Annotated in this window: 20 protein-coding genes; 12 read left to right on the plus strand and 8 right to left on the minus strand. The window is 71.7% G+C overall.

Annotated features, from left to right (window positions below):
* Positions 1 to 332: 332 nt before the first annotated feature.
* Entirely contained in the window at positions 333 to 839 is a 507-nt protein-coding gene (locus tag G4D86_RS07765) for an aminoacyl-tRNA deacylase (RefSeq protein WP_163991141.1), read from the minus strand.
* A 19-nt stretch (positions 840 to 858) separates the two neighbouring features.
* Positions 859 to 1,056, minus strand: a complete 198-nt coding sequence (locus G4D86_RS07770) for a hypothetical protein (protein WP_163991143.1) — start codon at positions 1,054 to 1,056, stop codon at positions 859 to 861.
* Positions 1,057 to 1,397: 341 nt separating this feature from the next.
* Here G4D86_RS07770 and G4D86_RS07775 point away from each other — a divergent pair, with 341 nt between their 5' ends.
* The 5 genes from G4D86_RS07775 (at position 1,398) to G4D86_RS07795 (ending at position 5,871) form a co-directional block, all read left to right on the plus strand.
* Positions 1,398 to 1,724 (plus strand): DUF2171 domain-containing protein, encoded by a 327-nt coding sequence (locus G4D86_RS07775; protein ID WP_163991145.1) that lies wholly within the window; start codon positions 1,398 to 1,400, stop codon positions 1,722 to 1,724.
* Between the two features lie 171 nt (positions 1,725 to 1,895).
* Entirely contained in the window at positions 1,896 to 3,146 is a 1,251-nt protein-coding gene (locus G4D86_RS07780) for a Kelch repeat-containing protein (RefSeq protein ID WP_163991148.1), read from the plus strand.
* A 59-nt stretch (positions 3,147 to 3,205) separates the two neighbouring features.
* Positions 3,206 to 3,571: a hypothetical protein gene (locus G4D86_RS07785; RefSeq protein WP_163991150.1), complete on the plus strand. Its 366-nt coding sequence runs from the start codon at positions 3,206 to 3,208 to the stop codon at positions 3,569 to 3,571.
* A gap of 522 nt (positions 3,572 to 4,093) precedes the next feature.
* Entirely contained in the window at positions 4,094 to 4,405 is a 312-nt protein-coding gene (locus G4D86_RS07790) for a DUF6968 family protein (RefSeq protein ID WP_163991152.1), read from the plus strand.
* A 59-nt stretch (positions 4,406 to 4,464) separates the two neighbouring features.
* The gene (locus G4D86_RS07795) at positions 4,465 to 5,871 is read left to right on the plus strand and encodes a M24 family metallopeptidase (RefSeq protein WP_163991154.1); all 1,407 of its coding nucleotides are present in this window, start codon (positions 4,465 to 4,467) and stop codon (positions 5,869 to 5,871) included.
* 47 nt (positions 5,872 to 5,918) lie between these two features.
* Here the strand turns inward: G4D86_RS07795 and G4D86_RS07800 are convergent, their stop codons facing one another.
* Both G4D86_RS07800 and G4D86_RS07805 read right to left on the minus strand, forming a co-directional pair.
* Positions 5,919 to 7,076: a cytochrome-c peroxidase gene (locus G4D86_RS07800; protein WP_163992168.1), complete on the minus strand. Its 1,158-nt coding sequence runs from the start codon at positions 7,074 to 7,076 to the stop codon at positions 5,919 to 5,921.
* 156 nt (positions 7,077 to 7,232) lie between these two features.
* Complete coding sequence (locus G4D86_RS07805) at positions 7,233 to 7,643, minus strand: hypothetical protein (RefSeq protein ID WP_163991156.1); 411 nt, start codon at positions 7,641 to 7,643, stop codon at positions 7,233 to 7,235.
* Positions 7,644 to 8,064: 421 nt separating this feature from the next.
* Between G4D86_RS07805 and G4D86_RS07810 the strand changes: the two genes are divergently transcribed.
* On the plus strand, positions 8,065 to 8,523 hold the full coding sequence (locus G4D86_RS07810) for a DUF2267 domain-containing protein (RefSeq protein ID WP_163991158.1): 459 nt from the start codon (positions 8,065 to 8,067) through the stop codon (positions 8,521 to 8,523).
* 150 nt (positions 8,524 to 8,673) lie between these two features.
* Here the strand turns inward: G4D86_RS07810 and G4D86_RS07815 are convergent, their stop codons facing one another.
* Both G4D86_RS07815 and G4D86_RS07820 read right to left on the minus strand, forming a co-directional pair.
* Positions 8,674 to 9,342: an outer membrane beta-barrel protein gene (locus tag G4D86_RS07815; RefSeq protein WP_163991160.1), complete on the minus strand. Its 669-nt coding sequence runs from the start codon at positions 9,340 to 9,342 to the stop codon at positions 8,674 to 8,676.
* 185 nt (positions 9,343 to 9,527) lie between these two features.
* Positions 9,528 to 11,270: a S8 family serine peptidase gene (locus G4D86_RS07820; RefSeq protein WP_163991162.1), complete on the minus strand. Its 1,743-nt coding sequence runs from the start codon at positions 11,268 to 11,270 to the stop codon at positions 9,528 to 9,530.
* A 458-nt stretch (positions 11,271 to 11,728) separates the two neighbouring features.
* On the opposite strand from G4D86_RS07820, the gene G4D86_RS07825 reads away from it, so the two are divergent.
* Positions 11,729 to 14,176 (plus strand): serine/threonine protein kinase, encoded by a 2,448-nt coding sequence (locus tag G4D86_RS07825; RefSeq protein WP_163991173.1) that lies wholly within the window; start codon positions 11,729 to 11,731, stop codon positions 14,174 to 14,176.
* Positions 14,177 to 14,225: 49 nt separating this feature from the next.
* Here G4D86_RS07825 and G4D86_RS07830 read toward each other — a convergent pair whose 3' ends face one another.
* The gene (locus tag G4D86_RS07830; RefSeq protein ID WP_163991175.1) at positions 14,226 to 14,897 is read right to left on the minus strand and encodes a hypothetical protein; all 672 of its coding nucleotides are present in this window, start codon (positions 14,895 to 14,897) and stop codon (positions 14,226 to 14,228) included.
* Between the two features lie 685 nt (positions 14,898 to 15,582).
* Here G4D86_RS07830 and G4D86_RS07835 point away from each other — a divergent pair.
* The 3 genes from G4D86_RS07835 (at position 15,583) to G4D86_RS07845 (ending at position 21,340) form a co-directional block, all read left to right on the plus strand.
* A complete protein-coding gene (locus G4D86_RS07835; protein ID WP_205519494.1) occupies positions 15,583 to 19,905 on the plus strand; it encodes a two-component regulator propeller domain-containing protein in 4,323 nt (1,440 codons plus the stop codon).
* Positions 19,906 to 20,009: 104 nt separating this feature from the next.
* On the plus strand, positions 20,010 to 20,384 hold the full coding sequence (locus tag G4D86_RS07840; protein ID WP_163991180.1) for a hypothetical protein: 375 nt from the start codon (positions 20,010 to 20,012) through the stop codon (positions 20,382 to 20,384).
* Positions 20,381 to 21,340: a S41 family peptidase gene (locus tag G4D86_RS07845; RefSeq protein WP_163991182.1), complete on the plus strand. Its 960-nt coding sequence runs from the start codon at positions 20,381 to 20,383 to the stop codon at positions 21,338 to 21,340. The genes G4D86_RS07840 and G4D86_RS07845 overlap by 4 nt, the downstream gene beginning before the upstream one ends.
* A gap of 84 nt (positions 21,341 to 21,424) precedes the next feature.
* Here G4D86_RS07845 and G4D86_RS07850 read toward each other — a convergent pair whose 3' ends face one another.
* Positions 21,425 to 22,396, minus strand: coding sequence for a PDR/VanB family oxidoreductase (locus G4D86_RS07850; RefSeq protein ID WP_163991184.1), 972 nt, complete (start codon positions 22,394 to 22,396; stop codon positions 21,425 to 21,427).
* Between the two features lie 424 nt (positions 22,397 to 22,820).
* On the opposite strand from G4D86_RS07850, the gene G4D86_RS07855 reads away from it, so the two are divergent.
* A complete protein-coding gene (locus G4D86_RS07855) occupies positions 22,821 to 23,468 on the plus strand; it encodes a hemerythrin domain-containing protein (RefSeq protein ID WP_163991186.1) in 648 nt (215 codons plus the stop codon).
* A 191-nt stretch (positions 23,469 to 23,659) separates the two neighbouring features.
* Positions 23,660 to 24,418 (plus strand): SIMPL domain-containing protein, encoded by a 759-nt coding sequence (locus G4D86_RS07860; RefSeq protein ID WP_163991188.1) that lies wholly within the window; start codon positions 23,660 to 23,662, stop codon positions 24,416 to 24,418.
* Positions 24,419 to 24,592 lie beyond the last annotated feature (174 nt).

Here is a 24,592-nt window from a genome sequence, read left to right on the forward strand (position 1 = left end):
TGCCGAGTCCATCCGCACCTCCGATTGAATCCGGTGCGTGAAGACACCGGCCTGGTCGATCAAGTCAGCGCGGTGGCCCTCGGGGTGAGGTGCTCCGCCTGTCTGAACGGGAGTCGTGCCGTGAGCGAGGTTCTTCCCGGTACTTCTCCAAATGGGACGTGCTGCCCATTCCCGACGACCCGACAGGTCAAGGAGAGTAGAGGCTCGCTTCAATTGACGTTAGAGAGCTGCGCAATTCTTTGCAAGGTCATCCACGGGGAGGGTTCAATGCCTTGCGAAGCGCTGCATGAGGCGCCCTCCGAGTGAGCGCATGGGGGTGCCGCTGCCGCGTGCTACGCGTGCAGCTCCGCCGGTGCGTACGCCAGCTCCCTCGGACGGTCCCTGACGATGTGCCCGAGCAGCGGCTCCTCCAACTGGAGGAACTCCTCGAAGCGCAGCTCGAGGACCTCCGTGTGCGAGCCCGCGCGGAACAGCAACCGCCCGGCGTGGCGCAGGTGCTCGTCCACCATCACGGGCAGGCCGTAGAGCTGGCCGAAGGGGGGCTCGGCGCCTGCCTCGCACTCGGGGAAGAGGTCGACGAACTCGGACTCCTCCGCCAGCCGCAGCCTCCGGACTCCGAGCATCTCCGCGACGCGGCCCAGGTCCACGGTGTCCGGGGCGCTCACCACGCAGAGCCACAGCCGGTCCGGCGCATGGAGGATGACCGTCTTCGCCACCTGGAAGCCCGTGACGTGCAGCGACGCCGCGAGCGACTGCGCGCGGATGGCCCGGAAGTGCGACCGCCGCTCGAAGGGGACGCGGTGGCGCTGGAGATACGCGATGATGGAGTCCGGAATCATGCGAGCCGCTGCGCCGGACTCAGGCGTAGACCTGGTTTCCTTCGAGCGTCATCTCCAGACGCCGCGTGAGTTGTTCCATCCGGTCGTATCGCTCGCGCAGCATGTCGCGATACGCGCGCTGGTCGGCATGGGCAATCTCGTCCAGGAGCACGCGCAGCGCCGAGTCCAGCGCCTGCTTCAGCTCGCGCGCCTCTATCGCGGACAGTTCCAACAGCATGAAGCACCTCCTGCGACGAACGTTAGGCACCGCCGCGAGCACCGGCCCCGAGTGCCCGCCCGGCGCCCGCGTCGCCCGTCCGCCTGACGCCGTGTCCCTCTCCGCTTCCGCATCGGAGCAGTGGAGGGCTCCTCCTCCTGCTCTGCTGCGCGGTGCGCGCTGGCCCCTCACGTTGAGCCGCGCTCGAGGCAGGGGGAAGCGATGCCCGTGCCAGCAGCAGGCAGCAGGGACGGGCGCTCCTCTGGCCGTCTCCCCGCTGGTGCCGTCCGCCGTGCGAGCCCGCACTGTTCTTCTCATGCGGGCCCGGGTGGTCCGGGCGCCACGAGCACGAGGAGGCCCAGATGGTTCAGGTCGGGGAAGTGCGCGAGGGGATGACGGTGCGGACCGCGGACGGGCGCGTCGTGGGGCGCGTGGCCGCGGTGGGCGACATCCACTTCGAGCTGGAGCAGGGGATCGTGCCCATTCCGCGGCGCGACTACCTGGTGGAGTACGGCGACGTGGACTTCATCCGCGACCAGGACGTGTACCTGGCGAACGCGGACCACCCGCTGCTCACGCTGGAGGAGGACGACGACGGCGGCGCCCTGCCACCCCGCCACTGCCAGGGCATGGACGCCGAGCCCGTGAATGCCGCCCCCGACCTGGAGGTGGAGCCCGTCCACCACTGAGTGATGCGCTGCGCCAGCGCCCCTGGCGCGGGCCCCGTCACGAACTCGCTTTGCTGGAATTCCGACCCGCGGGGCGGTGTAAGCGTCGGGAATCACTCAGGTGGGATAGCCCAGGAATGTCAGACCGTCAGGCTAAACGAGTCCGCTTCGACCAGCCATCCGGGTGGGCTCATGCGACGGTTCTCGACATCCTGCGTTACCGCGGCGCTCTTCGCGCTGGTGTTCTCGTGCAGCTCCGATCCACGTGCCGAAGAGGGGCACGTGGACGCGGCCGCGCGGCCGCTGGCGTTGGCCACGCCGCGCCAGCTGCTGCCCTTCGTCTCGCTGGCGGATGGGCGGGTGCTGGCCGTGGGAGGGCATGACGGCAATCGCACGCTCGCGAGCTGCGAGGTGTTCGAGCCGGCATCGGGCACATGGCACGTGACGGGTTCGATGCGCACGGCGCGGCGCAACCACGCGGCGGCGCGGCTGGCGGACGGGCGCGTGCTGGTGGTGGGGGGCACGCACAGCACGGCGATGGGGGCGCTCGCGAGCGCCGAGGTCTACGACCCGGCCACGGGGGCGTGGACGGACACGGCGTCGATGGCCGAGGCGCGCAATGACCCGGCGATGGTGCTGCTGCCGGACGGGCGCGTGCTGGTGGCGGGGGGCACGGACGTGGACCGGCGGCCACTGCGCTCGGCGGAGCTGTACGACGCGGCGACGGGCACGTGGAGCGCGGCGGAGGCGTCCGGCTTCGCTCGCGGCGGTGCTCGGACGGCGGTGCTGCTGGCCAACGGCAAGGCGCTCTTCGCGAGCGGCCTGCAGGCGGAAGTGTACGACGCGGCGACGGGCCACTGGGAGAAGGCGGGACCGGCGGGCGGCGCGGCGGGGACGCATCGGCTGGCGCACACGGTGACGCTGCTGCCGGACGGGCGCGTGCTGGTGGTGGGGGGCACGACGGCGCGCGCGGCGAGCACGGCGGAGGTATACGCGCCGGACACGGGTGAGTGGACGCTGGTGGCGGCGCCGGCGGTGCCTCGCGAGCACCACGCGGCGGTGGTGACGGCGGACGGCGCGGTGTGGGTGCTGGGTGGCGAGCACTACACGACGGGGGCGCTCGCGTCGGTGGAGCGCTTCGAGCCGGCGACGGGGACGTGGGCGTCGGTGCCGGCGCTGGCGGAGCCGCGCGGGAAGCTGGCTGCGGCGATGCTGCCGGACGGCGCGGTGCTGGTGATGGGCGGTGGGAATGAGGTGGGGGGGTTGCTGTCCGTGAGCGAGCGGTACGTGCCGGGCGGGTGCGTGCCGACGGTGTGCTCGGCGCGGGAGGGGATGTGCGGGCCGGTGGCGGATGGCTGTGGCGGGACGGTGGACTGCGGGCCGTGCGGCGCGGAGGTCTGCGGGGCGGGGGAGTGCCGCGCGGAGGGGTCGAGCGCGCCGTGAGCGGGCGGGCATGCGGCGCCGTGGATGACGGCGGCGCCGCGCCCGGGTGAGATGCGGGCATGAAGCGATTCCTGGTGGTGGGCGCGCTGCTCGCGGGTTGTGGAGGCTCGGAGGAGGCGCAACTCAGTTACACCGAGCTGGCGGAGCGCACGGCCGCGGCGATGTGCACGTACGCGGAGCGGTGTGACGGGAGCACGGGGCCGTATGAGCAGTGCGTGGCGGAGGTGCTCGCGGCGTACGCGGCGGTGGAGCCGGAGCTGAACGGCGCTGTCTCGGGTGCGAAGTCGGGATGCGTGCAGTGCATGCGCATCCGCACCGAGGAGCTGGAGTCGGCGCTGGCGAGCGAGTGCCAGCGGGCTCCGGACGCGGCGCGGGTGAGCGCGGTGTGCGGCGTGGATGACGCGGCGTGCGCGGGGGCTCCTTGAGTTGAGGTCCGTGTTCGTTTCCTGACGCGCGGAGGTTCGGCGCGCTCCTGGCTGCGGAGGAGAAGTCTCTATCGTGTCCGGCAGTGACCGACCTCGTCGGAGGCACGATGGTCATCCCGTCTTGGCTTCAGCGAGCGAGGCTGCTGCTTGGCGCGGGAGGCGGGGTGGCCTTCCTGCTCTCCTGTGGAGCGCACTCCGCGGGCTCCAGCTCCGCGCTTCGAGCGGACCATCCTCGGGGGCCCGGGAGCTTCTGTGCGCTGAATCCAGAGGGATGTCCGCCTCCCACCGTTGCTTCCACTGAGCCTGGTACCTTCAACCTGGACACGTGCCTCAAGGCTTGTGATGCCGGAGGCGCGGTGCTCGAGAGCTTCTGTCGGGGGCTGGCGGAGTCCTGGCAGCGTGAGCTGTGTTGGGCAGCCGTCTCGGGCACGAAGGTCGCGTGCAAGAACATGTGCTACCGCGTGCATGCGTGTATGGACGACTCTACCCGGTGTCCCGAGCGGACAGAGTGAGAGGAGCCTCATGGCTGGCTGGCTGCCGCAGCTCACCTCCATTGATGACCCGATTGCCGACGACTACTGGTCCTTCGAGACGGATGAAGGGCAGAAGCGCTTCGTCCGCATCACCGTCGGCCGGCCCGTCCCGATTCCGGGAGACCCGAACGGGGATTGGTACTGCCCGCTGCTTATCGAGTACCCGCAGCATCCCGACTTCTACTCGGTCGTGGGTGTCGGTCCCGTCGATGCATTGAGGAACGCGATGCGAATCGTGGGAGATGGGTTCCGCGACCTGCGCAAGGTCAGTCCGCGCGCAAAGCCTCCGGCCGCTCCCTGACTTGCACGCTCGCGCGTCACAGCGGCGCACCGCCCCTACCCGTGACAGACTGCGCGCCCATGCGCACCCGGACCCTGCTCGTCGCACCGCTGCTCCTGTCCACCGCCTGTGCCACCGCACCCGCCTCCTCGCCGGGTGAGCCGCTGGCCATCACCGCCACCCGCGCCCCCGCGCCCGAGCGCCCCTTCGGCACCCTGCGCGAGCAGGCCCAGCGCCAGCAGGCCTGGCTCAATGAGCGCATGGAGAAGGCCCTCCCCCAGCTCATGCGCCAGTACGGCATCGAGCTGTGGGTCGTCCCCATGCGCGAGTACAACGAGGACCCCGTCTTCACCGCGCTGTCCGCCCCCACCACCTTCGCCGCCCGCCGCCGCACCATCTACGTCTTCCACGACCGCGGCCCGGAGAAGGGCGTGGAGCGGCTCGCCCTCGGCGGCGGCTCGCAGGGCGGTGTCTTCACCCCGCGCCGCGCCCAGCGCCAGGTGGACGGCGGCGGCGTCAGCCGCGAGGCCGAGCTCTGGGGCCCCGAGCAGTGGCAGGTCCTCAAGCAGGTCCTCCAGGAGCGCAACCCGAAGGTCATCGGCCTCAACGTGTCCCGCACCTTCGCCTTCGCCGACGGCCTCACCCACGGCGAATACGAGGGCATGGCCGAGGCCCTCGGTCCCGACTGGGTCAAGCGCTTCAAGCCCGCGGAGGGGCTCGTCGTGGACCTCATCGCCTGGCGCTCCGCCGACGAGGCCCGCTTCTACGAGGACATGACGAAGCTCGCCTGGAACATCATCGAGCGCGCCTTCTCCAGCGACGTCATCACTCCCGGCACCACCCGCGCGCACGACGTGGAGTGGTGGATGCGGCAGCGGCTCACCGACCTGGGCCTGGACACCTGGTTCCACCCCTCCGTGGACGTGCAGCGCCAGGGCGCCACCGAGGAGCAGCTCGGCGAGGACCCCGTCATCCAGCGCGGCGACGTGCTCCACTGCGACTTCGGCATCACCGCGCTGCGCCTGAACACGGACACGCAGCACATGGGCTACGTGCTGCGCGAGGGCGAGAAGGACGCCCCCGAGGGCCTCAAGGCCGCGCTCAAGGCGTCCAACCGCCTCCAGGACATCGTCTTCGAGGAGCTGCGCCCCGGCCGCACCGGCAACGAAATCCTCCGCGTCGCGCGCGAGCGGATGAAGGGCGAGGGGCTCGACGGCACCATCTACTCGCACCCCATCGGCCTGCACGGCCACGGTGCGGGCCCCTTCGTCGGCCTGTGGGACCGTCAGGAGGGCGTGCCCGGCAACGGCGACCACAAGGTCATCGCCAACCAGTGGTTCTCCATCGAGCTCCAGGCGACGACGGCCGTGCCCGAGTGGAACGGGCAGCGCGTCCGCTCCGCGCAGGAGGAGGACATCACCATCGACGCCCAGGGGAAGGTGCACTGGGGCTGGCAGCGCCAGACGGACTTCCACCTGGTGCGCTGAGCAGCACCGCGGGGCTCCCGTCCAGCGGGAGCCCCCTCACGCTGCCGTCAGCGCGCCGCCCCGGTCATCGACTTCAGCAGCGCCACCAGCGCCTGCTTCTCCTCGTCGGACAGGTCCAGCTTCACGATGGTGTCTGTCCTCCGCCCGGTGAAGGAGCCCGCTGGGTCACCGCCCTCGTTGTAGAAGTCGATGACGTCCTCCAGGGTGGCCTGCGCGCCGGTGTGCATGTACGGCGCCGTCAGCGCCACGTTGCGCAGCGACGGCGTGCGGAACGCCCCCTCCATCTCCTGCTGGTTCGCCTGCGTCCGCAGCGTCTTCAGCCGCACCGCGTCCGTGCCCGCCGGCGCGTCGCTGAAGGCGCTCGCGGCGTTGAACTCCCAGTCCAGCAGCGGCTCCAGCGCCGCCCACTGTCCGCCCGCGCCGCTCCCCGAGTCCTCCACGCCGATGTTGTGGAACAGGTCGTCGCTCAGCGACGGGCCCTTGTGGCACACCACGCACTGGCCCTTGCGCACGAAGGTCTTCAGCGCCAGGTACGCCGCGTCGTCCTCCGCCGTCCCGGCCTCCGCCGCCGCGATGAAGCGCTTCACGTCCTCGTCGAAGGGCGCGTCGATGCGCACCAGCGTCCGCTCGTACGCCGCCAGCACCTTGCCCACGTTGGCCAGCAGCGTCGGGCCCGCCTCGTCCTCGGGGAATCTGCCGAAGAGGGCCTGGTACTCGCCCCGGTACTCCGCCGCCGCCAGCCGCGCGCCCACCACCGTCGCGTCCGAGTTCATCTCCACCGGGTTCGTCAGCGGCAGCACCGCCTGGCTCCAGAGCCGGTCCGCGCGCCCGTCCCACATGAACCAGCGGCTGTAGGCCACGTTCAGCACCGTGGGCGGGTTGCGCAGCGTGCGCTGGCCGCCGCAGCCCTCCGCCGTCGCCGTGTCCACCGTGCGCCCGTCGCCGCCGTGGCAGCTCTGGCACGACACCGTCCCACAGCGCGACAGCTTCGGGTCGTGGAAGAGCAGGTCGCCCAGCCGCTCCGCCCGCGCGACGCCGTCCACCCGGTTGGTGCCGTCCTTCGGGGGCTGCCGCGCCTGGGTGTGGAGGCTTCGGAGCTGGTCCAGCTCGTCGAGGTTGGGAAATGCCTCCTCGGAGTCACACGCCAGCCCCAGCCCGCCCAGGGCCAGGGCGAGCGCTGCGGCGCGCAAGCGATACGGGGTCATCACCGGGTCGTCCTTCTTCACGTCCATGGCGGCCCCGGCCATCCCGGTACCTCACGCCATTCCTGGACTTCGAGCCGGCAGCTTCGCGTCCCCTTCCTCGCGAATCAATCCCCCGCGTCCCCCCTCGAGTGGAGAGGGGACGCGGACCCGGCGTCATCAGGCGCCGCAGCTCAGCGTGAAGTCCCGGTTCGCGGTGCCGTAGCTCTTCATCTTCACCGCCGACGGGGCGGGCGTAATCGTCGGCGTGGCCCCGCTCTCACACTTCAGGCCGGAGTCCACCGCCAGACCTACCTGCAGGTCCATCTCGCTGGGCAGGCCCGACACCGTGAACGAGCAGCGGCCATTGCGGCTGGGCTTCAGCATCGCCCGGCCCAGCGCGTCCGCCGGCGTGGACGGCGACGACACCACCACCTTCAGCTGGTCGCACGCGCCGTCGTTCTTCATCCCGCTCTGCGGCAGGCTCACCACGCCCGCGACGGTGGCGTTGCCCTCGCGGCTGCCTCCTCCTCCCATGGTGGCGCAACCGGTGGCGGCAAGGACGAGGGCGGCAACGGCAATCCGATACATAAATCCTCAATTCGTGGGGTAACGAGAAGGCGGCTCGGCCGCGGTACAGGCGACCTACGGCGCGGCCACCCATACAATTGCGTAGGGAATTCATTCCATTTCTTTTGTGCCACCCCGCCGGTACGGGGTTTCTGGAATTCTCCAGGAATTCCGACCACTTCCGGACACTGTGTCCCTCTTTCGGACACGCGCTGTATCGGAGAATCAGGCCGCTTCATCGCTGCAATCAAAGACAGACATGACACGGTGCGAGATGTCCCGGGAATGGACACACGCGTCCCATTTCCGCGAAGCCGGCGGGGCCGCTTGCTCTGCCGGTGACAGCCCGGTGACGCGGAGCAAACGGCCGGGACGATGGCCCTCCGCCTGCTGCCAGCCGCTGCCGCCGCCCCCACGGTGAAGGCCAGGAGAGGAGACGCGCATGTCGATGCAGAAGCAGGATCAGACGCAGTCGTGGTCGGGACTGGGGGTGGGGACGGACCGGAAGTCCTTCCTCGACAAGGTGTCGGCGCAGCTTCCGGCCTACGAGGCGGCGCTCGCCGCGGAGGCGGTGTTCTGCGCGCTGTCGGAGCGGCTGCCCGGAGGCCTGGTGCGGCAGCTGCGTGAGCAGCTCTCGCCGGACGTCCGGGAGATGATGGGCGCCTGCCACCGGCACCGCGGCGAGGAGCCCGCCAACCTGGACCGCGACGACTTCTACCTCATGGTGGCCAACCACCTGAACGCCGAGCCGGAGAACGTGCGCCTCGTGCTCCACGGCGTGTTCGCCGCGCTCCACACGCAGCTCGTCGAGGCCGAGGCGCGGAAGATAGAGGGCCAGCTCCCCAAGTGGCTCCAGGGGACCTGGGCCGCGGCGCGCCGGCAGATTGACCGCCCGGCCTGAGCCGTCATGTGCCCGCCGCGGCGGGAGGGCCGGTGTCCTCCCGCCCGGCCCTCCCTGGCGCTACCGCCCCCGGAAAGTCGGCGCGGGCGCCCGGAGCACGCATACGTCCGGACGCCCGCTGTCTCCGTGACCGCTCGGTGGAGCGGGCGCTCAGTAGGTCCCTCCCAGCGACAGCGTCGCCGAGTAGCGGCCGTCCCCCACGCCCGGGTCGAGCGTGCTGGGGGCGAAGTCCTGGTCGAACAGGATGTTGTAGGCGACGCGCGCGTCGGCGGTGATGAGGCCGCCCAGCTGGTAGCGCAGCCCGATGCCCGCCGGGACGTAGCCGCTGGTGTCGTCGTTGAAGCCGAGCGCCGAGCCCCGCCCGTCGCTGCGGACGTTGTAGGTCTCCACGCCGACACCGCTCACCACGTACGGCTGCAGCTTCGTGTCCGTCATGTTGCCCACGAGGAGGGCCTGGCCGCCGTTGCGGACGATGTCCGGGCCCTCGGCGATGCCGCCGCCGTTGGGTCGGTTGAAGTCGACGTCAGTCAGGCCGCCGCTGTAGCCCAGCTCGACTCCGAAGTAGGGCGAGGGGCGGTAGCCCAGCGTGGCGCCATAGGACAGGCCGGGGTTGACCGACGGCGCCAGCTGTCCGGTGTAGCCCTCCGCGCCACCGGCCAGCATGGCGTAGACGCCGGTGTCCGCCCGGTTCGTCCGGCTGTACTGCTCCACGGTCTCCACCTCGACGTTCTCCGCGCGAGGCTGGTAATCCTCCTGGGCCCGCGCCGCGCCTCCCCAGAGCGCCGCCGCGCACAACCCGCTCAGCACGAATGCCTTCATCGCTCGGACTCCTTTTTCCTTCGTCCGAAAGGCAACGTGCTCCGCGGGGGTAGTCCCGGCAACGTCCCGGCGCCGGGGGTGCGCCGCTCCTCCCTCCTGGCGGCGGCCCCTCGGGCACTTCATGTGCCCGCCCTTCCCGCCCCGTGGGGCGGGGCGGCCTCATCCCGACGGCCAGAGCGCCCGGCTCACGGCAGCGGCGACAGTGCGTCCAGCGCGTCCAGCGCGTCCTTCGCCTGCACCAGCCCGCGGCCGTAGTCCTCGCTGAAGTCGTCGGCGCCCAGCTTCTTCGCGGTGTCCAGCAGGGCATTCTTCACCTGCTCCGGCGTGGCGGACGGGTGGGCGCTGAAGAGCAGCGCGGCGATGCCGCTCACGTGCGGCGCGGCCATGGACGTCCCGGACATGTACGTGTAGTCCGCCCGGTCCACGTCGATGCGCACGGGGTAGTCGAACAGCCGGCTCAGCATGGTGCTGCCCGCATGGTTGATGGTGACCGCCGGCACCCACGTGCCGCCCTGGGGCAGCGAGAGCACCTGCGCGCCGCTCCCCACGACGTCGGTGGCGAAGATGACGGCCTTGGCACCCTGCATCATCACGTTGACCATGGCCTGCTCCACGGAGACACGGCCGGGGCGCACGTAGGCGATGAAGCCGCTGCACACGCTGCCCGCGCACGAGTCCATCGTCTCCGCCCCGCCGCAGTCCACCAGCTTCTCGTTGTACCCGCCCGGGGGCGCGTACAGCAGCGCGCGAGCCACGGGGGACGTGTCGTCCGCGGTGATGTTGGCCAGGGTGCCCCAGCCCCTGGGGAAGGTGGACAGCACGTCCACGCCCGGCGCCATCAGCCCGAGGTCGTGGCCGCCCGTGGAGAACGGCGCCCGCCGTCCCTGCGCGTCCACCGCGCCCACCGCCAGCACGGACGGGTCCGACGCGGGGTAGGACACCACCTTGCCGCCGTCATTGCCGGACGCGGCCACCACCAGCATCCCGCCGTTGTACGCCGCCTTGAAGGCCTGCAGCGTGGTGCGCGAGGCGAAGCCGCCGCCCAGCGACAGCGAGGCCACCTTCGCCCCCTGGCTCGAGCAGTACTCCAGCGCCTCCAGCACGTAGCTCATCTGCGTGCTGCCGTAGAAGTCCAGCACCCGGGCGATGACCAGCTCCACGCCCGGCGCCACGCCGATGAGGCCGCGGCCCGACGGCAGCTCCTTCCCGGCCTCGGCGCCCGCGCCCGCCCGCGCGGCGATGATGCCCGCCACGTGCGTGCCATGGCCGGTGCCCCAATCGGCAGGACTGCCGTCCCAGGGCTCGTCGTCATCGTCCAGGAAGTCGTGCCCCGCCACCACCGCGCCGCGCAGCTCCGGGTGCTCCAGGTCCAGGCCGCTGTCGATGATGCACACCCGCACGCCCTGGCCCGTGGGCCGCCCCGGGTCCGGTTGGCCGTCCCCGTCCACGTCCCACACCTGGTTCGCCTGCACCTGGCGCAGCCCTTCGGTGTACTCGCCCTTGGCGGTGCTGCCCTTCACCGTCGCGGAGGCGAAGGCCAGCGCCGGCACGGTGGTCGGCCCCAGCGAGTGCCAGACCTGGTCCGGCTCGATGCTCTCCACCCGCGAGTCCCTCGCCAGCGCGTCGCGCTCGTGCTCCGTCAGGCGCGCGGCCACGGCGGGCACGCTCCGGTAGGTGGACGTCACCCGGCCGCCCAGCTGGTGCACCTGCGAGGCGGCCGACACGCCGCCGTCCCGGAAGCGGACGATGTACGACTGGCGGCCGTCATCCTTCGGCGTGTCGGGGCCGCTGGACTGGCCCGGCGGGGCCGCCTCCAGCGCGCCCGCCGAGACATTCGGGCACATCCCGCCCTGGGCGTTCCTGGAAGAAGTGTCCTCCGGTGCGCATGCCACCATCGCCACGAGCCCGACGAGTCCCCAGCGCTTCATGAGCCACTCCTTCCGTCACCGCCACCCGGCGAGATACCCATACGCAGCGGCCCGGATGCCTCCGGCCAGTCGCGCATGCCTCCAGGGAGTGCATCGCCTCGCGCCTCCGCAACGGTTGCGGGAGGCCGGGGCAACGGGAGGTGTGGAGGTTCACATCCCGTGTGTTGGGGGCCGGAACCGCTTCCGGACCCTGGACGCCCCCGGGAACCGCGCCTACGGCGTGGCGCTCCGGCCGCCCACCCACACCGACGGGTGGGCCCCGGACTCACTCGTGAAAAGTCTCAACGACGCGGAGCCGGGGACGTATTGGCGGTTTCACGGACAGTCTTGCCGGAAGGGTCTGACACCCTCCCCGGGGGAGGGGCTTTCCGTTCAGGGCGACAAAGGTGTCCATCCATTGGAAGTCCCCCGCCTGCTTGATTCGTCCAGTGGCGGGTGCTTCGCTGCCGGGAGAAGCCATGAGCACCGCACCTACAGAGTCCCCACGCTTCCTCGGGCGTTATGAGCTCGTCCACCCCCTGGGCCAGGGCGGCATGGGCGAGGTCTTCCTGGCGAAGATCAGCGGCGCGGCCGGCTTCGAGAAGCCGTGCATCGTCAAGACGATTCTGCCGACGCTGCTGAAGGACCGGCAGTTCCTGGACCGCTTCCACCACGAGGCCAAGGTGCTGGTGCACCTCGTCCACTCGTCGATTGCCCAGGTGTACGACATGGGCGAGGCGGACGGCACCTACTTCATGGCGCTGGAGTACGTGGCGGGCGTGGACCTGGCGTACCTGCTGGAGCAGGCGCGGGCGCAGAACGTCCAGGTGCCGGTGCCGGTGGCGCTCTTCATCGGCCAGCGCATGGCCGAGGGCCTGGGCTACGCGCACCGCAAGGCGGGGCCGGACGGCACGCCGCTGGGCATCGTCCACCGCGACGTGTCCCCGCACAACGTCATGGTGTCGTACGAGGGCGAGGTGAAGGTCATCGACTTCGGCCTCGCCAAGTCCGCGGCGCGCAGCAAGTACACGCTGCCGGCCACGGTGATGGGGAAGCTGGGGTACATGTCCCCGGAGCAGGTGCGCGCCGAGGCGCTGGACCACCGCAGCGACATCTACTCGTCCGGCGTGGTGGTGTGGGAGATGCTCGCGGGCCGCTCGCTGATTCCCCACGGGACGGTGGGGGAGATGATGGCGGCCATGTCGCAGCCGGTGGTGCCCTCGCTGACCGAGGCCCGGCCGGACGTGGATGCCGCGCTGGACGCCGTGGTGCGGCGCTCGCTGGAGGCGAAGCCGGACACGCGCTACGCGCGCTCGGATGAATGGGCCCGCGCGCTCAACGGGGAGCTGGTCCGCACGGGCGCGGCGGTGGGCGCGGAGGAGGTGGGCCAGTTCGTCCGCGCGCTGTGCCCGGAGGCCTTCGCCTCGCAGCGCAAGCTCATCTCCAAGGTCAGCTCGTCTTCAGGCCACCACCGCACCCCCGCGCCGGGCACGGGCACGGGCATGTTCGGCACCGGCCCGCAGCCGCCGGCGGACGCTGACGCCTCCGGCTACGAGTCCACGATGGTGCGCGGCGGGAGCGACAGCCAGCCCGCGCGCTCCTCGGGAGGCGTGGCCCGGCCCGACGCCGTGTATGCGGACGATGACGCCGCGGAGCTGGGCGCCACCTCGGTGCGCCAGCCCTCCGGCGCCGCGCCGGCTCCCGCGCGTGCACCGAGTGGAAGCCAGGGCGTGCGCAAGCCGTCGCGTCCGGTGCCCGCGGTGGAGGTGGACGCGTCCGCCGCCGAGGAGGCGCTGGAGGCGCGCGCGGCCCGGAGACGTCCGACGGGGCTCTACGCCGCCATCGCCGTGCTGCTGGTGATTGCCACCGCCGCCACCACCGCGCTGGTCGTCGGCAAGACGGGAGGCGCGGCGCAGGCCCCGGCCACCGCGGTGAAGGACACTCCGGCCCCCACGACGAACAGCGGGAGCGTGAAGGGGCCCGAGACGGCGGCTGGCACGACGGGCACGGCGGTCGCGGGGACTTCGGGCACGGCCTCCAACACGGGGACCGCGACGACGGGAGCTCCGGCCACTGGCGCCGGGGACGCCGGGCCCGTGGTGGCCGCCTCGGGACAGGGCGCTCCGGCGGCGGCGGCCGTGCCGTCCTCGGCGAGCGTCGCCGCTGGCAGCGTGACGCCCGGCACGACGGAGCCGGTGGAGCCCGCGGCGCACCCGGCGCCCACGACGACGGCGAAGGCCCCGGGGAAGAAGAAGCCCGCCACCCCGCCCACCCCTGTTGCCGCGCCCGCGCCGGCCCCGAAGTACGTCACCCCGGCGAAGGTCCTCCAGGTCGTGGACGACAACGGCAAGGTCTACGTCACGCGGTTGGGGGTGACGGGGTTCGTTCCGGACGTCGAGGTGGACGTGGTGGGGCCCCCGCTGAAGAACAACAAGCGGGAAGTGCTCGGCAAGGCCCGGGTGGTGTCGCCGCCTGCCAGGGCGAGGAAGCTGTATCCCCTGCGAGCCTTCCTCGAGCTCGACGAGAAGGCGCAGGTCGCCCCCGGAGACCTCTTCGTGGACGTGTCCGGGTTCGTGGCGGCGGCTCCCGACAAGGCCGAGTCGGGCACCGACACCGAGGAGCCGGCCACCGCCGAGGCGCCCACGAAGCCCGAGAAGAAGAGCATTTATGGCTCGGTGAGGGAGCAGACCTGGACGGAGAACCTCGTCGAGCCGGGCATCAAGATTCGAAACACGGGCACCACGCCGTGGACCGATTGCACGGTGGTGAAGGACAGGCGCAAATCGGCCTGGCTGGGCAGCGTTGCGCCACATGAGGAGAAGTCCGTCAGCAACAAGCGGTTCACGCTCAACACGGCCTACGACGTGGGCTCCGGCAAGGTGGGCATCTACTGCGACGAAGGTGAAACCATCCTGGACCTGAAGTAGCCGGGCTCCACCGCGAAGGGTCCGGCCTTCGTCGCCGGACCCGTGCCCCTCACTCGTTCAGCCGGTCCACGGCCACGGGGCAGTCGGCCACCAGCGCCTTCGCCTCCGCGTCACCACCGCGCGCGCTGCGCACCAGCCGGTCCAGTGAGCGCCGGCACTCCCACGTCGCGTCCCGCGTGCCGTGGCAGCAGTGCCAGCCGGTCAGCGTCTTCCCCAGGTACTTCAGCGTCTCCGCCTTCGTCGGCGTGATGAGCAGCCACACCGCGCCGGCCAGCACCACCAGCCACGGCAACTGCACGGCCACGCCCTTCAGCCGCGGGCCCGCGCCCGGCGTCACCGGCTCGGCGTGCACGCCCAGCTTCGCGTCCAGCGGGCGCCGGTGCAGCACGCCCGTCAGCAGCAACTCCACGGGCGCGGTGGCGGCCCGCGCCAGCCCGAGCGGCAGGCCCGGCGCGACCTCGCCCCGCACCAGCCGCACGCCGGCCACCTGACGCCACAGCGTCCGGCCGGTGAGCCCGCCCACCGCGGACGCGACGAGCCACGCCAGCGCCACGGCGAGCAACATCGTTCCCGCCGTGCGCTCCACCTCCAGCAGGCGCAGCGCGGCCCAGCCGACCAGCGCCGCCGTCGCCAGGTCCAGCAGGTCCGCCAGCCAGAGGTGCCACTGGTACCGGGACTCGGGTCTCACCGAGTCCATCGAGAACAACGCCCCGTCGCTCATCCACCCTCTTTTCGGGAGGCAGGAGCATAGACCGGCCCGCGCCCCCGGGTTGCCCGGACATTCCGCCGTGACAGCCGGGGAACACCTCGCGCGCCCTGTCCTGGAGGTGTCGCTGCACGGACCGCTTCGGCACCCTCGTCCACGCGGGTTCCGGAGCCCCGCCTCCCGAGTCGCCGCGGACCTTCCGCGACTCTCCGTGCGTGGGCCGCGCTGGAGCGCGGGGCTCCCGCGACTCCCGGACGATGCCGGCCCGCCGCCGCGTGTCCACCTTCCCGCCCTCCCCGGACGCGGGGCCCCCGGCCGCGAGCGGAGGCAGGCGAGTCGGGAGGCGCCAGGTGTGCCGTCTGGTTCGACCGGAGGACATGCCTCGTGTCGCCTTCTCGCAGTGGCGTCAGAGGGGAACGGCTCTCATCTTCAGCCCAGCGCGATGCGGCGAAGCCTCCACCACCACCGGGGCTTCGCGTCGGCAGGCGCGATGGCCCTGGCCAGATGGGCGTCGGGAAGGCCCCGGCGTGGTGGGCGGTGACGGGCGAGGCGGCAGCGGCGGGAGCGGTGGGGGGCTGTACCGGGGATGGAGGTCGCGCCCCCGCCGCTGCCGCCAAGGCTGCACCACTCAACGTTGCACCCCAGGTGAGACGTACCGCGTTTGGCCTCCAGACCGGTTCTGCCGGACACTAGGGCCCTCATGTGCATTCCGGGGTACAGGCCCCACGCCGGGTGGCGTGGGCTCATCGGGTTCTTCTTCCTCGCGGGGCTCCTCCTCGCGAGGCCGGGCATGGCCCTGGACCCGGAGCGCCGCGTCTCCCAGTTCAGCCAGGACTCGTGGCGCAGCGACGACGGGCTGCCGCAGAACAGCCTGCTGTCGCTGGCGCAGACGCGCGACGGCTACCTGTGGCTGGGCACGTGGGAGGGGCTGGTGCGCTTCGACGGGGCGCGCTTCGTCGTCTTCGACAAGCGCAACACGGAGGAGCTGCGCAACCACACCATCAAGGCGCTCGCGGAGGACGCGTCGGGCACGCTGTGGGTGGGCACCGAGCAGGGCCTGGTGTCGTACCGCGACGGCCGCTTCGAGCGCGCTTCGGGCGCGGCCGCGCCGCTGGACGGCGTGAAGGTGGAGGAGTTGCTGGTGGGCGAGGGCGTGCTCTGGGTGGGCACGTCCGTGGGCCTGTGGCAGGTACCCCTGGGAGACGGGGCGGCGCGCCAGTACACCGTGGAGCAGGGCCTGCCGGCCTCGTACGTCACCGCGCTGACGCAGGGCGAGGGCGGCTCGGTGTGGGTGGGCACGAAGGAAGGGCTGGCGCGCGTGGTGGGCGGCGAGGTGGAGGGCAGCGCCTTCGCCATTCCAGTGCCGAAGCCGCGGCCGGAGATTCTGGCGCTGAGCCGGGACTCATCGGGCGTGCTGTGGGTGGGCACCAGCTCGGGGCTCGTCTCCTGGAACGGGACGGTGGCCCGGCGCTTCACCGCGGACGACGGACTGCCGGCGACCTTCGTCACCGCGCTGTTCACCGACACGCACGGCACGCTCTGGGTGGGCACGCGCCGCGGCGGCCTGGTGCGGCACAACGCGGAGGGCTTCAGCGAGCCCGTGCCCGGCACCGGCCTGGTGGAGGCCGAGGTGCTGTCCCTGCTGGAGGACCGGGACGGGCACCTGTGGGTGGGCACCTATTCGGGGCTGTTCCGCCTGCGGGACGGCTCGTTCTCCACCTACGGGCTGCCGGAGGGGCTGGACCCGGAGGGGACGGTCACCGCCGTGCTGGAGGACCGGCACGGGACGATGTGGATTGGCACCCTGGGCGCCGGGCTGTACCGCCTGGAGAACGGCGTCTTCCGTCACGTGGGCGCGGAGGAGGGGCTGGCGGAGAAGGTCATCCCCGCGATTCACGAGGCGGCCGACGGGACGCTGTGGGTGGGCACCGTCGGCGGTCTGTACCGGTATGACGGCAAGCGCTTCACGAAGCTGTCGCGCGAGCAGGGAGGCCCCCAGGACGTGGTGACGGCCATCCTGGTGGACTCGCGGGGCGACACCTGGGTGGGGACGCAGGCGGGCCTGGTGCGCATCCACGAGGGCTCCGCCACGATGTACGCCGCGAAGCAGGGCTTCACCCACCCGGTCATCGTCATCACCGAGGACGCGGCGGGTCGGGTGTGGTTCGGCTCGGAGGCGGGGCTGTCGCGGTGGGAGGGGGACAAGAAGGGCTTCCGCCAGTACACGCAGAAGGACGGGCTGCCGGGAGACCTGGTGCTGGCGCTGCTGGCGGACGAGGACGGCACGCTGTGGGTGGGCACGGAGACGGGGCTGGGGCGGTGGCGCGAGGAGAAGTGGGCGCGCTTCACCGTGCAGCAGGGGCTCTACGACGACGCGGTGTTCAGCCTGGTGCCGGACGGGGACGGGCACTTGTGGATGAGCAGCAACAAGGGCGTGTCCCGCGTGTCGCGGCGCGAGCTGGAGGAGGTGGCGGACAAGAAGCGCCCACGCGTGGCCTCGCTGGACTTCGACCAGCGCGACGGCATGCGCAGCGCGGAGTGCAACGGCAACACGCAGCCGTCCGGCTGGCGGGCGAAGGACGGGCGGCTGTGGTTCACCAACCTGAGCGGCGCGATTGCGGTGGACCCGGTGCGGGTGCATGCGAGCCGTCAGCCGCCCGAGGTGCGGATTGAAGAGGTGCGGGTGCAGGGGCGGCCGGTGCCGGTGGAGGGGCGGGTGGAGCTGCCGTCGGGAGGCTCGCGGCTGGAGATTCGCTTCACGGCCTTCTCGCCGGTGGACGCGGCGCGGCTGCGCTTCCGCTACCGGCTGCAGGGGCACGACGACGGCTGGGTGAACGCGGAAGTCCGCATGGCCACGTACACGGGGCTGCGTCCGGGCAGCTACCGCTTCGAGGTGCAGGCGGAGGGCCGCGACGGCGCCTGGTCCGAGCCGGTGGTGCTGGACGTGGCGCTGGAGCCGAGGCTCTGGCAGCGCACGGGGTTCTGGCTGCTGTGCGTGCTGGGGACGGGGCTGGTGGGCGTGAGCGTGTACCTCTTGCGCGTGGGGCAGTTGAAGGCGCGCGAGCGGTGGCTGGCGGAGCGGGTGCAGGACCGCACGCGGGCGCTGGCGCGGGCGAACGAGGAGCTGGAAGCGCACATGCGCACGCTGCGGCAGACGCAGGCGCAGCTCGTCCAGGCGGGGAGGATGGCGGCGGTGGGGCAGCTGGCGGCGGGGGTGGGGCACGAAATCAACAACCCGCTGGCGTACATCGTGTCGAACCTGGAGCACGCGAGCGAGGAGGCGGAGGCGCTCGCGCGAGAGCTGGGGGAGACGCGGGGCGCGGGGCCGAGGTTGCGCGAGGTGAGCCAGGCGCTGCGCGAGGCGCTGCACGGCGCGGACCGGGTGCGGCGCATCGTGCGGGACTTGAAGACCTTCTCGCGGCCGGACGACGAGAAGCAGGGTCCGGTGGAGCTGCACGCGGTGCTGGACTCGGCGGTGAAGATTGCGATGGCCGAGCTGCGCCCGCGCGCGAAGCTGGTGCGGGACTACGGCGACGTGCCGAGGGTGGAAGGCAACGAGGCGCGGCTGGCGCAGGTGTTCCTGAACCTGCTCATCAACGCGGCGCAGGCGCTGCCGGAGGGGCGGGCGGAGGAGAACGAGGTCCGGCTCGTCACGCGGCTGGCGCCGAATGGGATGGTGATTGCGGAGGTGCACGACACCGGCACCGGCATCGCCTCGGAGGCGCTCGGGCGCATCTTCGACCCGTTCTACACGACGAAGCCGCCGGGAGTGGGCACGGGGCTGGGGCTGTCGCTGTGCCACGCGTACGTGTCGGCGATGGGCGGCACCATCTCCGTGGAGAGCGAGCCGGGCCGGGGCGCGGTGTTCCGCGTGGCGCTCCGGCGAGCGCCCCCCGAGTCCCTGGCGGTGCCGGCTATGCCCCGTGCCGCGCGCGAGTCCGGGTCGCTGCCGGCGGTGCAGCTGCCGCGCGGAGCCCGTGAGTCCGGAGCGTTGCCGGCGGTGCAGGTGCAGGGCACCGCGGTGGAGTCGAAGCCAGTGCCTGCGGTGCAGGTGCAGGGCACCGCGGTGGAGTCGAAGCCGGTGCCGGCGGTGCAGGTGCAGGGCACTGCGGTGGAGTCGAAGCCGGTGCCGGCTGCGCAGGTGCAGGCCCCTGCGCGCGAGCCGCAGTCCGTGCCAGCCGCACAGGGCTGGAGCACCGCGCGCGAGTCGGTACCCGCCGTGCCGGCGCCCCGTGCCGCGCGCGAGTCGATGTCGCTGCCCGCCGTGCCCGCGCAGGCACGGAGCGCTCTGTCGGGAACAGGCCTGGAAGCAGGGCAGGAGCGGGGCAGGGAGCCTTCGGCGCGTCCCGGCGCGGGCTCGCCCTCACGAGGTCCGGAGGCCCCGTCCGCGTCGGTGAGCGGCACGGAGGCCGCCACTGTTCCCACCTCGAACGTCGCTGCCGGAGCCACCGCGTCGCGGACTTCGAGCCCGGCGGCCGAGGTCGTCCCCTCCGCGAGGGTTCTCCATGGAGCGGCGCGAGCGCAGGTTCCCGACGTGCAGGGAGCACCCCGCGAGTCCCGCACGGACACCGTGCCGCCAGAGTCAGCCGAAGGACAGGCACTCATCGAGGGCCCCGTGCCGGCGCGCGGGCGCGTGCTGGTGGTGGACGACGATGCGCTGGTGAGCGGAGCCATCCGCCGCACGCTGTCGCGAGAGAATGACGTCGAGGTGTTGGTGAGCGCGAGGCAGGCCCTGGCGCAACTGACGGCGCAGGAGCTGCGCTACGACATCGTGCTCTGCGACCTGATGATGCCGGAGATGACCGGCATGGACCTGTTCGAGGCACTCCAGCGGTCGGCACCGAAAGTCGCCGAGCGGGTGGTCTTCATCACCGGCGGCGCCTTCACGCCGGCCGCGCGCACCTTCCTGGACCGGGTGGAGAACCCCCGCGTGGAGAAGCCCTTCGACCCCGAGGCCCTGCGAACGCTGATTCGCACCGAGGTCGCACGCGTCCGTCGCGCGGCCTCCGAGCGGGCCGCGTAGTCCCGGCCCCCGGGCGCCGTTACCCTTCCGCCATATTCGCAACGAAGTAACAGTTGCCCGCGCCTCCGGTGTTCAGGCCGAAACCTGTGCACGGAGGGGGACGGATGAGCCGAGGGTTGAAGTTGCTGTCGCTGGCGTTGCTCGTGACGCTGGCGGCATGTGGCAAGGACGACGACGGCGGCAGACCGCCCCTCGGAGGCGCGCTGGAGGGGAGCTGGGTGACGGTGGGCTACGGCTACACCGTGCGCTTCGAGGGCGACGAGGTGGATCTGTACGAGCTCACCGCCGTGAGCTGCCTGCCCCTGGCCGACGGAGACGTGGAGGAGGACGGCACCGCGCCGGACCTCGCGCTGCGCTTCACGCGCGAGGGGGAGGCGCTCGTCATCGAGAACGGGCAGACGTTCCACGTCACCGCGCAACGCGCCCCGCTCCCCGAGGTCTGCACCGGGACGAAGCCGCCGAAGAAGGACCCGAGGTGAACTTCGAGGTGTTCTGGCACACCTTCGCGGAGCAATACGCCCTCTTCGACCTCTACGGAGTCGACTGGCAGTCCCGCTACGACACCTTCCGTCCGCGAGTCACCGCCGCCACGACGGACGACGAGCTCTTCACCCTCTTGTCCGAGCTGCTCGAGCCGCTCACGGACGGGCACATCAGCCTCGAAGCGGGCGAGCGCGTCTTCCTCCCCAAGCCGCACCCCGAGTGGGTCGACACGCATCTCGAAGCGGTGAAGCAGTACGTGAGAGCGCACTACCTCGGTGGCCCGGGCGTCACGGTGAAGGCGGGCGAGCGCGTGGCCTGGCAGTCCCTCGACGCGCACGTCGGGTACATCCTGCTCACCGGCATGGCCGGCTTCACGGGCGACGGGACGGATGAAGCGGCGGACGTGGAGGCGGCCGGCCGCGCCATCGACGAGGCGCTCGCGGCGCTGGGCGACAAGGACGCCCTCATCCTCGACCTGCGCTTCAACGGTGGCGGCTACGACGCCGCCTCGATGGCCATCGCGAGCCGCTTCACCGTCGTGGAGCGGGTGGCCTTCACCAAGAAGGCCCGCGCGGGAGCCGGCTTCACGCCTTCACGCGAGTACCGCTTCGCTCCGGCGGGGGCGCGGCGCTTCACCCGGCCCGTCTACCTGCTCACGAGCAGCCTGACCGCCAGCGCGGCGGAGATCTTCACCATGGCCATGAGCGCGCTCCCTCACGTCACCGTGGTGGGGGAGCGGACGGATGGCGCCCACTCGGATGTTCTCACCCGGCAGCTCCCGAATGGCTGGTCCTTCGGCCTGTCGAACGAGCTGTACACCGCGCCGGACGGCGAGGTGTACGAGAAGGTTGGCCTGCCTCCGGACGTGGCGGTGTCCCTCGACGCGCCGGCACTGGCCGGAGGCACGGACCGCATCCTCCAGGAAGCGCTTCGGCTCGCGAACGGCGGCTGACGGCGGGCGAAGCGCCAGTCCCGCGCCCGGTGCGAGCAGCGCACCGGGTCCTCTAAGCCAGGCACCCGCGCTGGAGCGCGACGGCTACAGGTCCAGCACCAGCCGCTTGGAGCGGGCGCGAGACACGCAGACGAGCATGCGCTTGTCGCCCGCGGGCTCCTGCTGGAAGAACGTGTCGCGGTGCTCGGGCTGGCCGTCGCAGACGCGGGTGAGGCACGTGCCGCACGAGCCGGCCTCGCAGTCACTCTGCACGCGCACGCCGTTGCGGCGGAGCACGTTGAGCACGGACTGCCCGGCGGGCACCTGGAGCACCTGGCCGGTGCTGCGGATGGACACCTCGAAGTCGGAGTCCACCTGGCCCGTGGCGGCGCCGGTGCCCTCGGCGGTGAAGGACTCGAAGTGCACCTTCTCCCAGGGCCAGCGGTGGTGCGTGGCCGCGTCGCGCACGGCCTTCATCAGCCCCGAGGGGCCGCAGCAGTACAGGCGCGCCCCTGGCCCGCGAGTGGCCAGCAGCGCCTTCACGTCCAGGCCCTTCGACGGGTCTCCGCCGTCGAAGTAGAAGCGCACGCGGTCCGCGAAGGGCGCGGTGGAGAGCAGCTCGCGGAAGGCGGTGCGCTCGGGCGTGCGGGAGCAGTAGTGCAGCGTGTAGTTGGCGCCGGTGCGCTCGAGCATCCGCACCATGGCCAGCATCGGGGTGATGCCGATGCCGCCCGCCACCAGCACGTAGCTGCGCGCGAAGAGCAGGGGGAAGTTGTTGTTGGGCGCACCCACTTCGAGCACGTCGCCCACGTGGACGCGCTCGTGCATGGCGCGCGAGCCACCGCGCCCCCTGCCATCCATGTGCACGGCGATGACGTAGCGGTGCGTCTCGTCCGGGTCATTGCAGAGCGAGTACGAGCGCACGAAGTCGCCCGGCCCCGGCACGCATACTTGAAGGTGGGCACCGGCCTCGAACCCGGGCAGCGCGCCGCCGTCCTCGGCGACCAGCTCGTACGACAGGATGTCCTCTGCCTCGCGAGTGATGCTCGCGACCCGCACCCGCAGGGTGTCATTCACCACGGTGTCTCCCCTTCCCCTCGCTCGCCGCCGGCGGGACGCCGCCACCCGGTCAGGGCGCCCCGGACATTGGTCAGCGACCGTCCGAGCGGTGATTGCACCGGGGTACAGGGTGTTCGTCCGCTTCAAGGCGATGCAACCCCTTGAGGGCCCGTGAGCTGGGCTGCAAACCCCGCCGCTCGTGGAAACCGGAGCGGAGCGCGGCACGTCTCCGTGACACCCGCGCCTCCCGGAGGGGCACGCGGTGGTGGCGATCGGACAAGTTCGCCCGGCCGCCTGCCGGGCATGCGGAGCAGCGGGCCATCCCCGAGCCACCCCGGCATGCGGGAGCGGCCATCCACACCATCCACTACGTGCCGCGCTGCGCCAGGAGTCCTGCGCTCGGTGGGGGAATGCGCGGCCTCACGACTTCAAGGAGGTTTCCATGGATGCCATCGCGTTGCTGAAGGCGGACCACAAGACGGTGGAGCAGCTCTTCCGGAAGTACGAGAAGGCGGGCCCCAACGCCCACAAGCTGAAGCGGAAGCTGGTGGATCAGCTGGTGCACGAGCTGTCCGTGCATGCCGCCATCGAGGAGCAGGTCTTCTATCCGGCGGTGCGCGCGCGCTCGGAGGAGCTGGGGAGCGACGTGCTGAACGCGCTGGAGGAGCACCACGTGGTGAAGCTGGTGCTCGCGGAGCTGGACGCGATGCCGCCCGAGGCGGAGCGCTTCGACGCCAAGGTGCACGTGCTGATGGAGAGCGTGCGCGCGCACGTGCTGGAGGAGGAGACCGAGCTCTTCCCGGCCGTGAAGAAGGCCTTCCGCCCGCAGGAGCTGCGGACGATGGGGGATGTGCTGGAGATGGCGAAGAGGGCGGCGCCCACGCGGCCGCACCCGCTGGCGCCGGACACGCCGCCGGCCAACCTGGTGGCGGGCGCGGTGTCGGCGGTGATGGACATCGGCCGGGACGCGCTGAGGGCCGCGCGCCGAAAGGCGACTACGAAGGTCCGCTCGGTAGCAGGGCTCCGTCCGAGCCCGAAGCAGGAGCCTCGCCCGGGGTACGGGGCGGGCGGCGACGCGGCGAGCCCGTGAGCCGGGACCGGGCGGATGGCTGAGACGCGCGCCAGGGGCCGGCGGTTCCAGTTCGTGGCGCACGCATGAGGCAGGGCGAAAGAGAGTGAAGGGCACCGTGGCGGAGTGAATGCCGCGCGGTGCCCGGCCGTCTTGTGGGTGAGGACGTCGCATCACGACCCCGCACCACTGGATTCGCCCGAGGAGGCGCCATGCTCCCTGCCCGACCTGTCCGTTCCCTGTTTCTCACCGCGCTGCTGCTCACTGGCCTGGTGGCCTCCGCGCAGCCCGAGCCCGTGTCCCAGCCGCGCCCGCCGGTGGACCCCGCCGTGCGGACGATTCGCGTGGAGGGCACGGGCGAGGTGAAGGCGCAGCCGGACGAGGCCTTCATCGACCTGGCGGTGGAGACGGTGGCGCCGAACGCGAAGGTGGCGGGCGAGCAGAACGCGAAGCGGATGGAGAAGGTGATTGCGGCGCTGACGTCCGCGGGGATTGCGCGGCGGGAAATCCAGACGCGCAACTACTCGGTGTACCCGGAGTACGCGCCGCCCGCGCCCAACGAGCAGGAGCCGAAGCTGAAGGGCTACCGCGTGAGCAACGTGGTCAGCGTGCATGTGACGGAGCTGTCGCGGGTGGGAAGCCTGCTGGACCAGGCGCTCGCGGCGGGAGCGAACCGGGTGGACCAGGTGCGCTTCGGGCTGAGCCGTGAGGACGCGGTGCAGGGCGAGGCGCTGCGTCAGGCCGTGGCGCGGGCGCGCAAGTCGGCCGAGGTGCTCGCGGCGGCGCTGAACGTGAAGCTGGGCGCGGTGCTGGACGCGAGCACGGTGACGGAGCCCCCGAGGCTGTACCCGGCGCGGCTGGCGATGGCGGAGATGTCGGACGCCCGCGCGACGACGACGCCCATCCAGCCGGAGGAGCAGACGGTGCAGGCGAAGGTGACGCTCATCTACGTCATCGAGTCCGCGAAGTAGCCGCGCTCTCCCGTCAGGCGGCACGGTGCTCCGCTGCCTGCCTGACCTCCCTCTGGGCTGGGAGGGTGGAGCACCTGGGTTCTCGGTCGCCTGGACCGTTCGCATCATGAGGAGGGGAGGGACGCCGGGCATGTGGGCCCGGGCCCTCGGACTTCTTGCACGGGCAGGAGGGCA

This window comes from Pyxidicoccus caerfyrddinensis, from assembly GCF_010894405.1.
GTDB lineage: Bacteria > Myxococcota > Myxococcia > Myxococcales > Myxococcaceae > Myxococcus > Myxococcus caerfyrddinensis.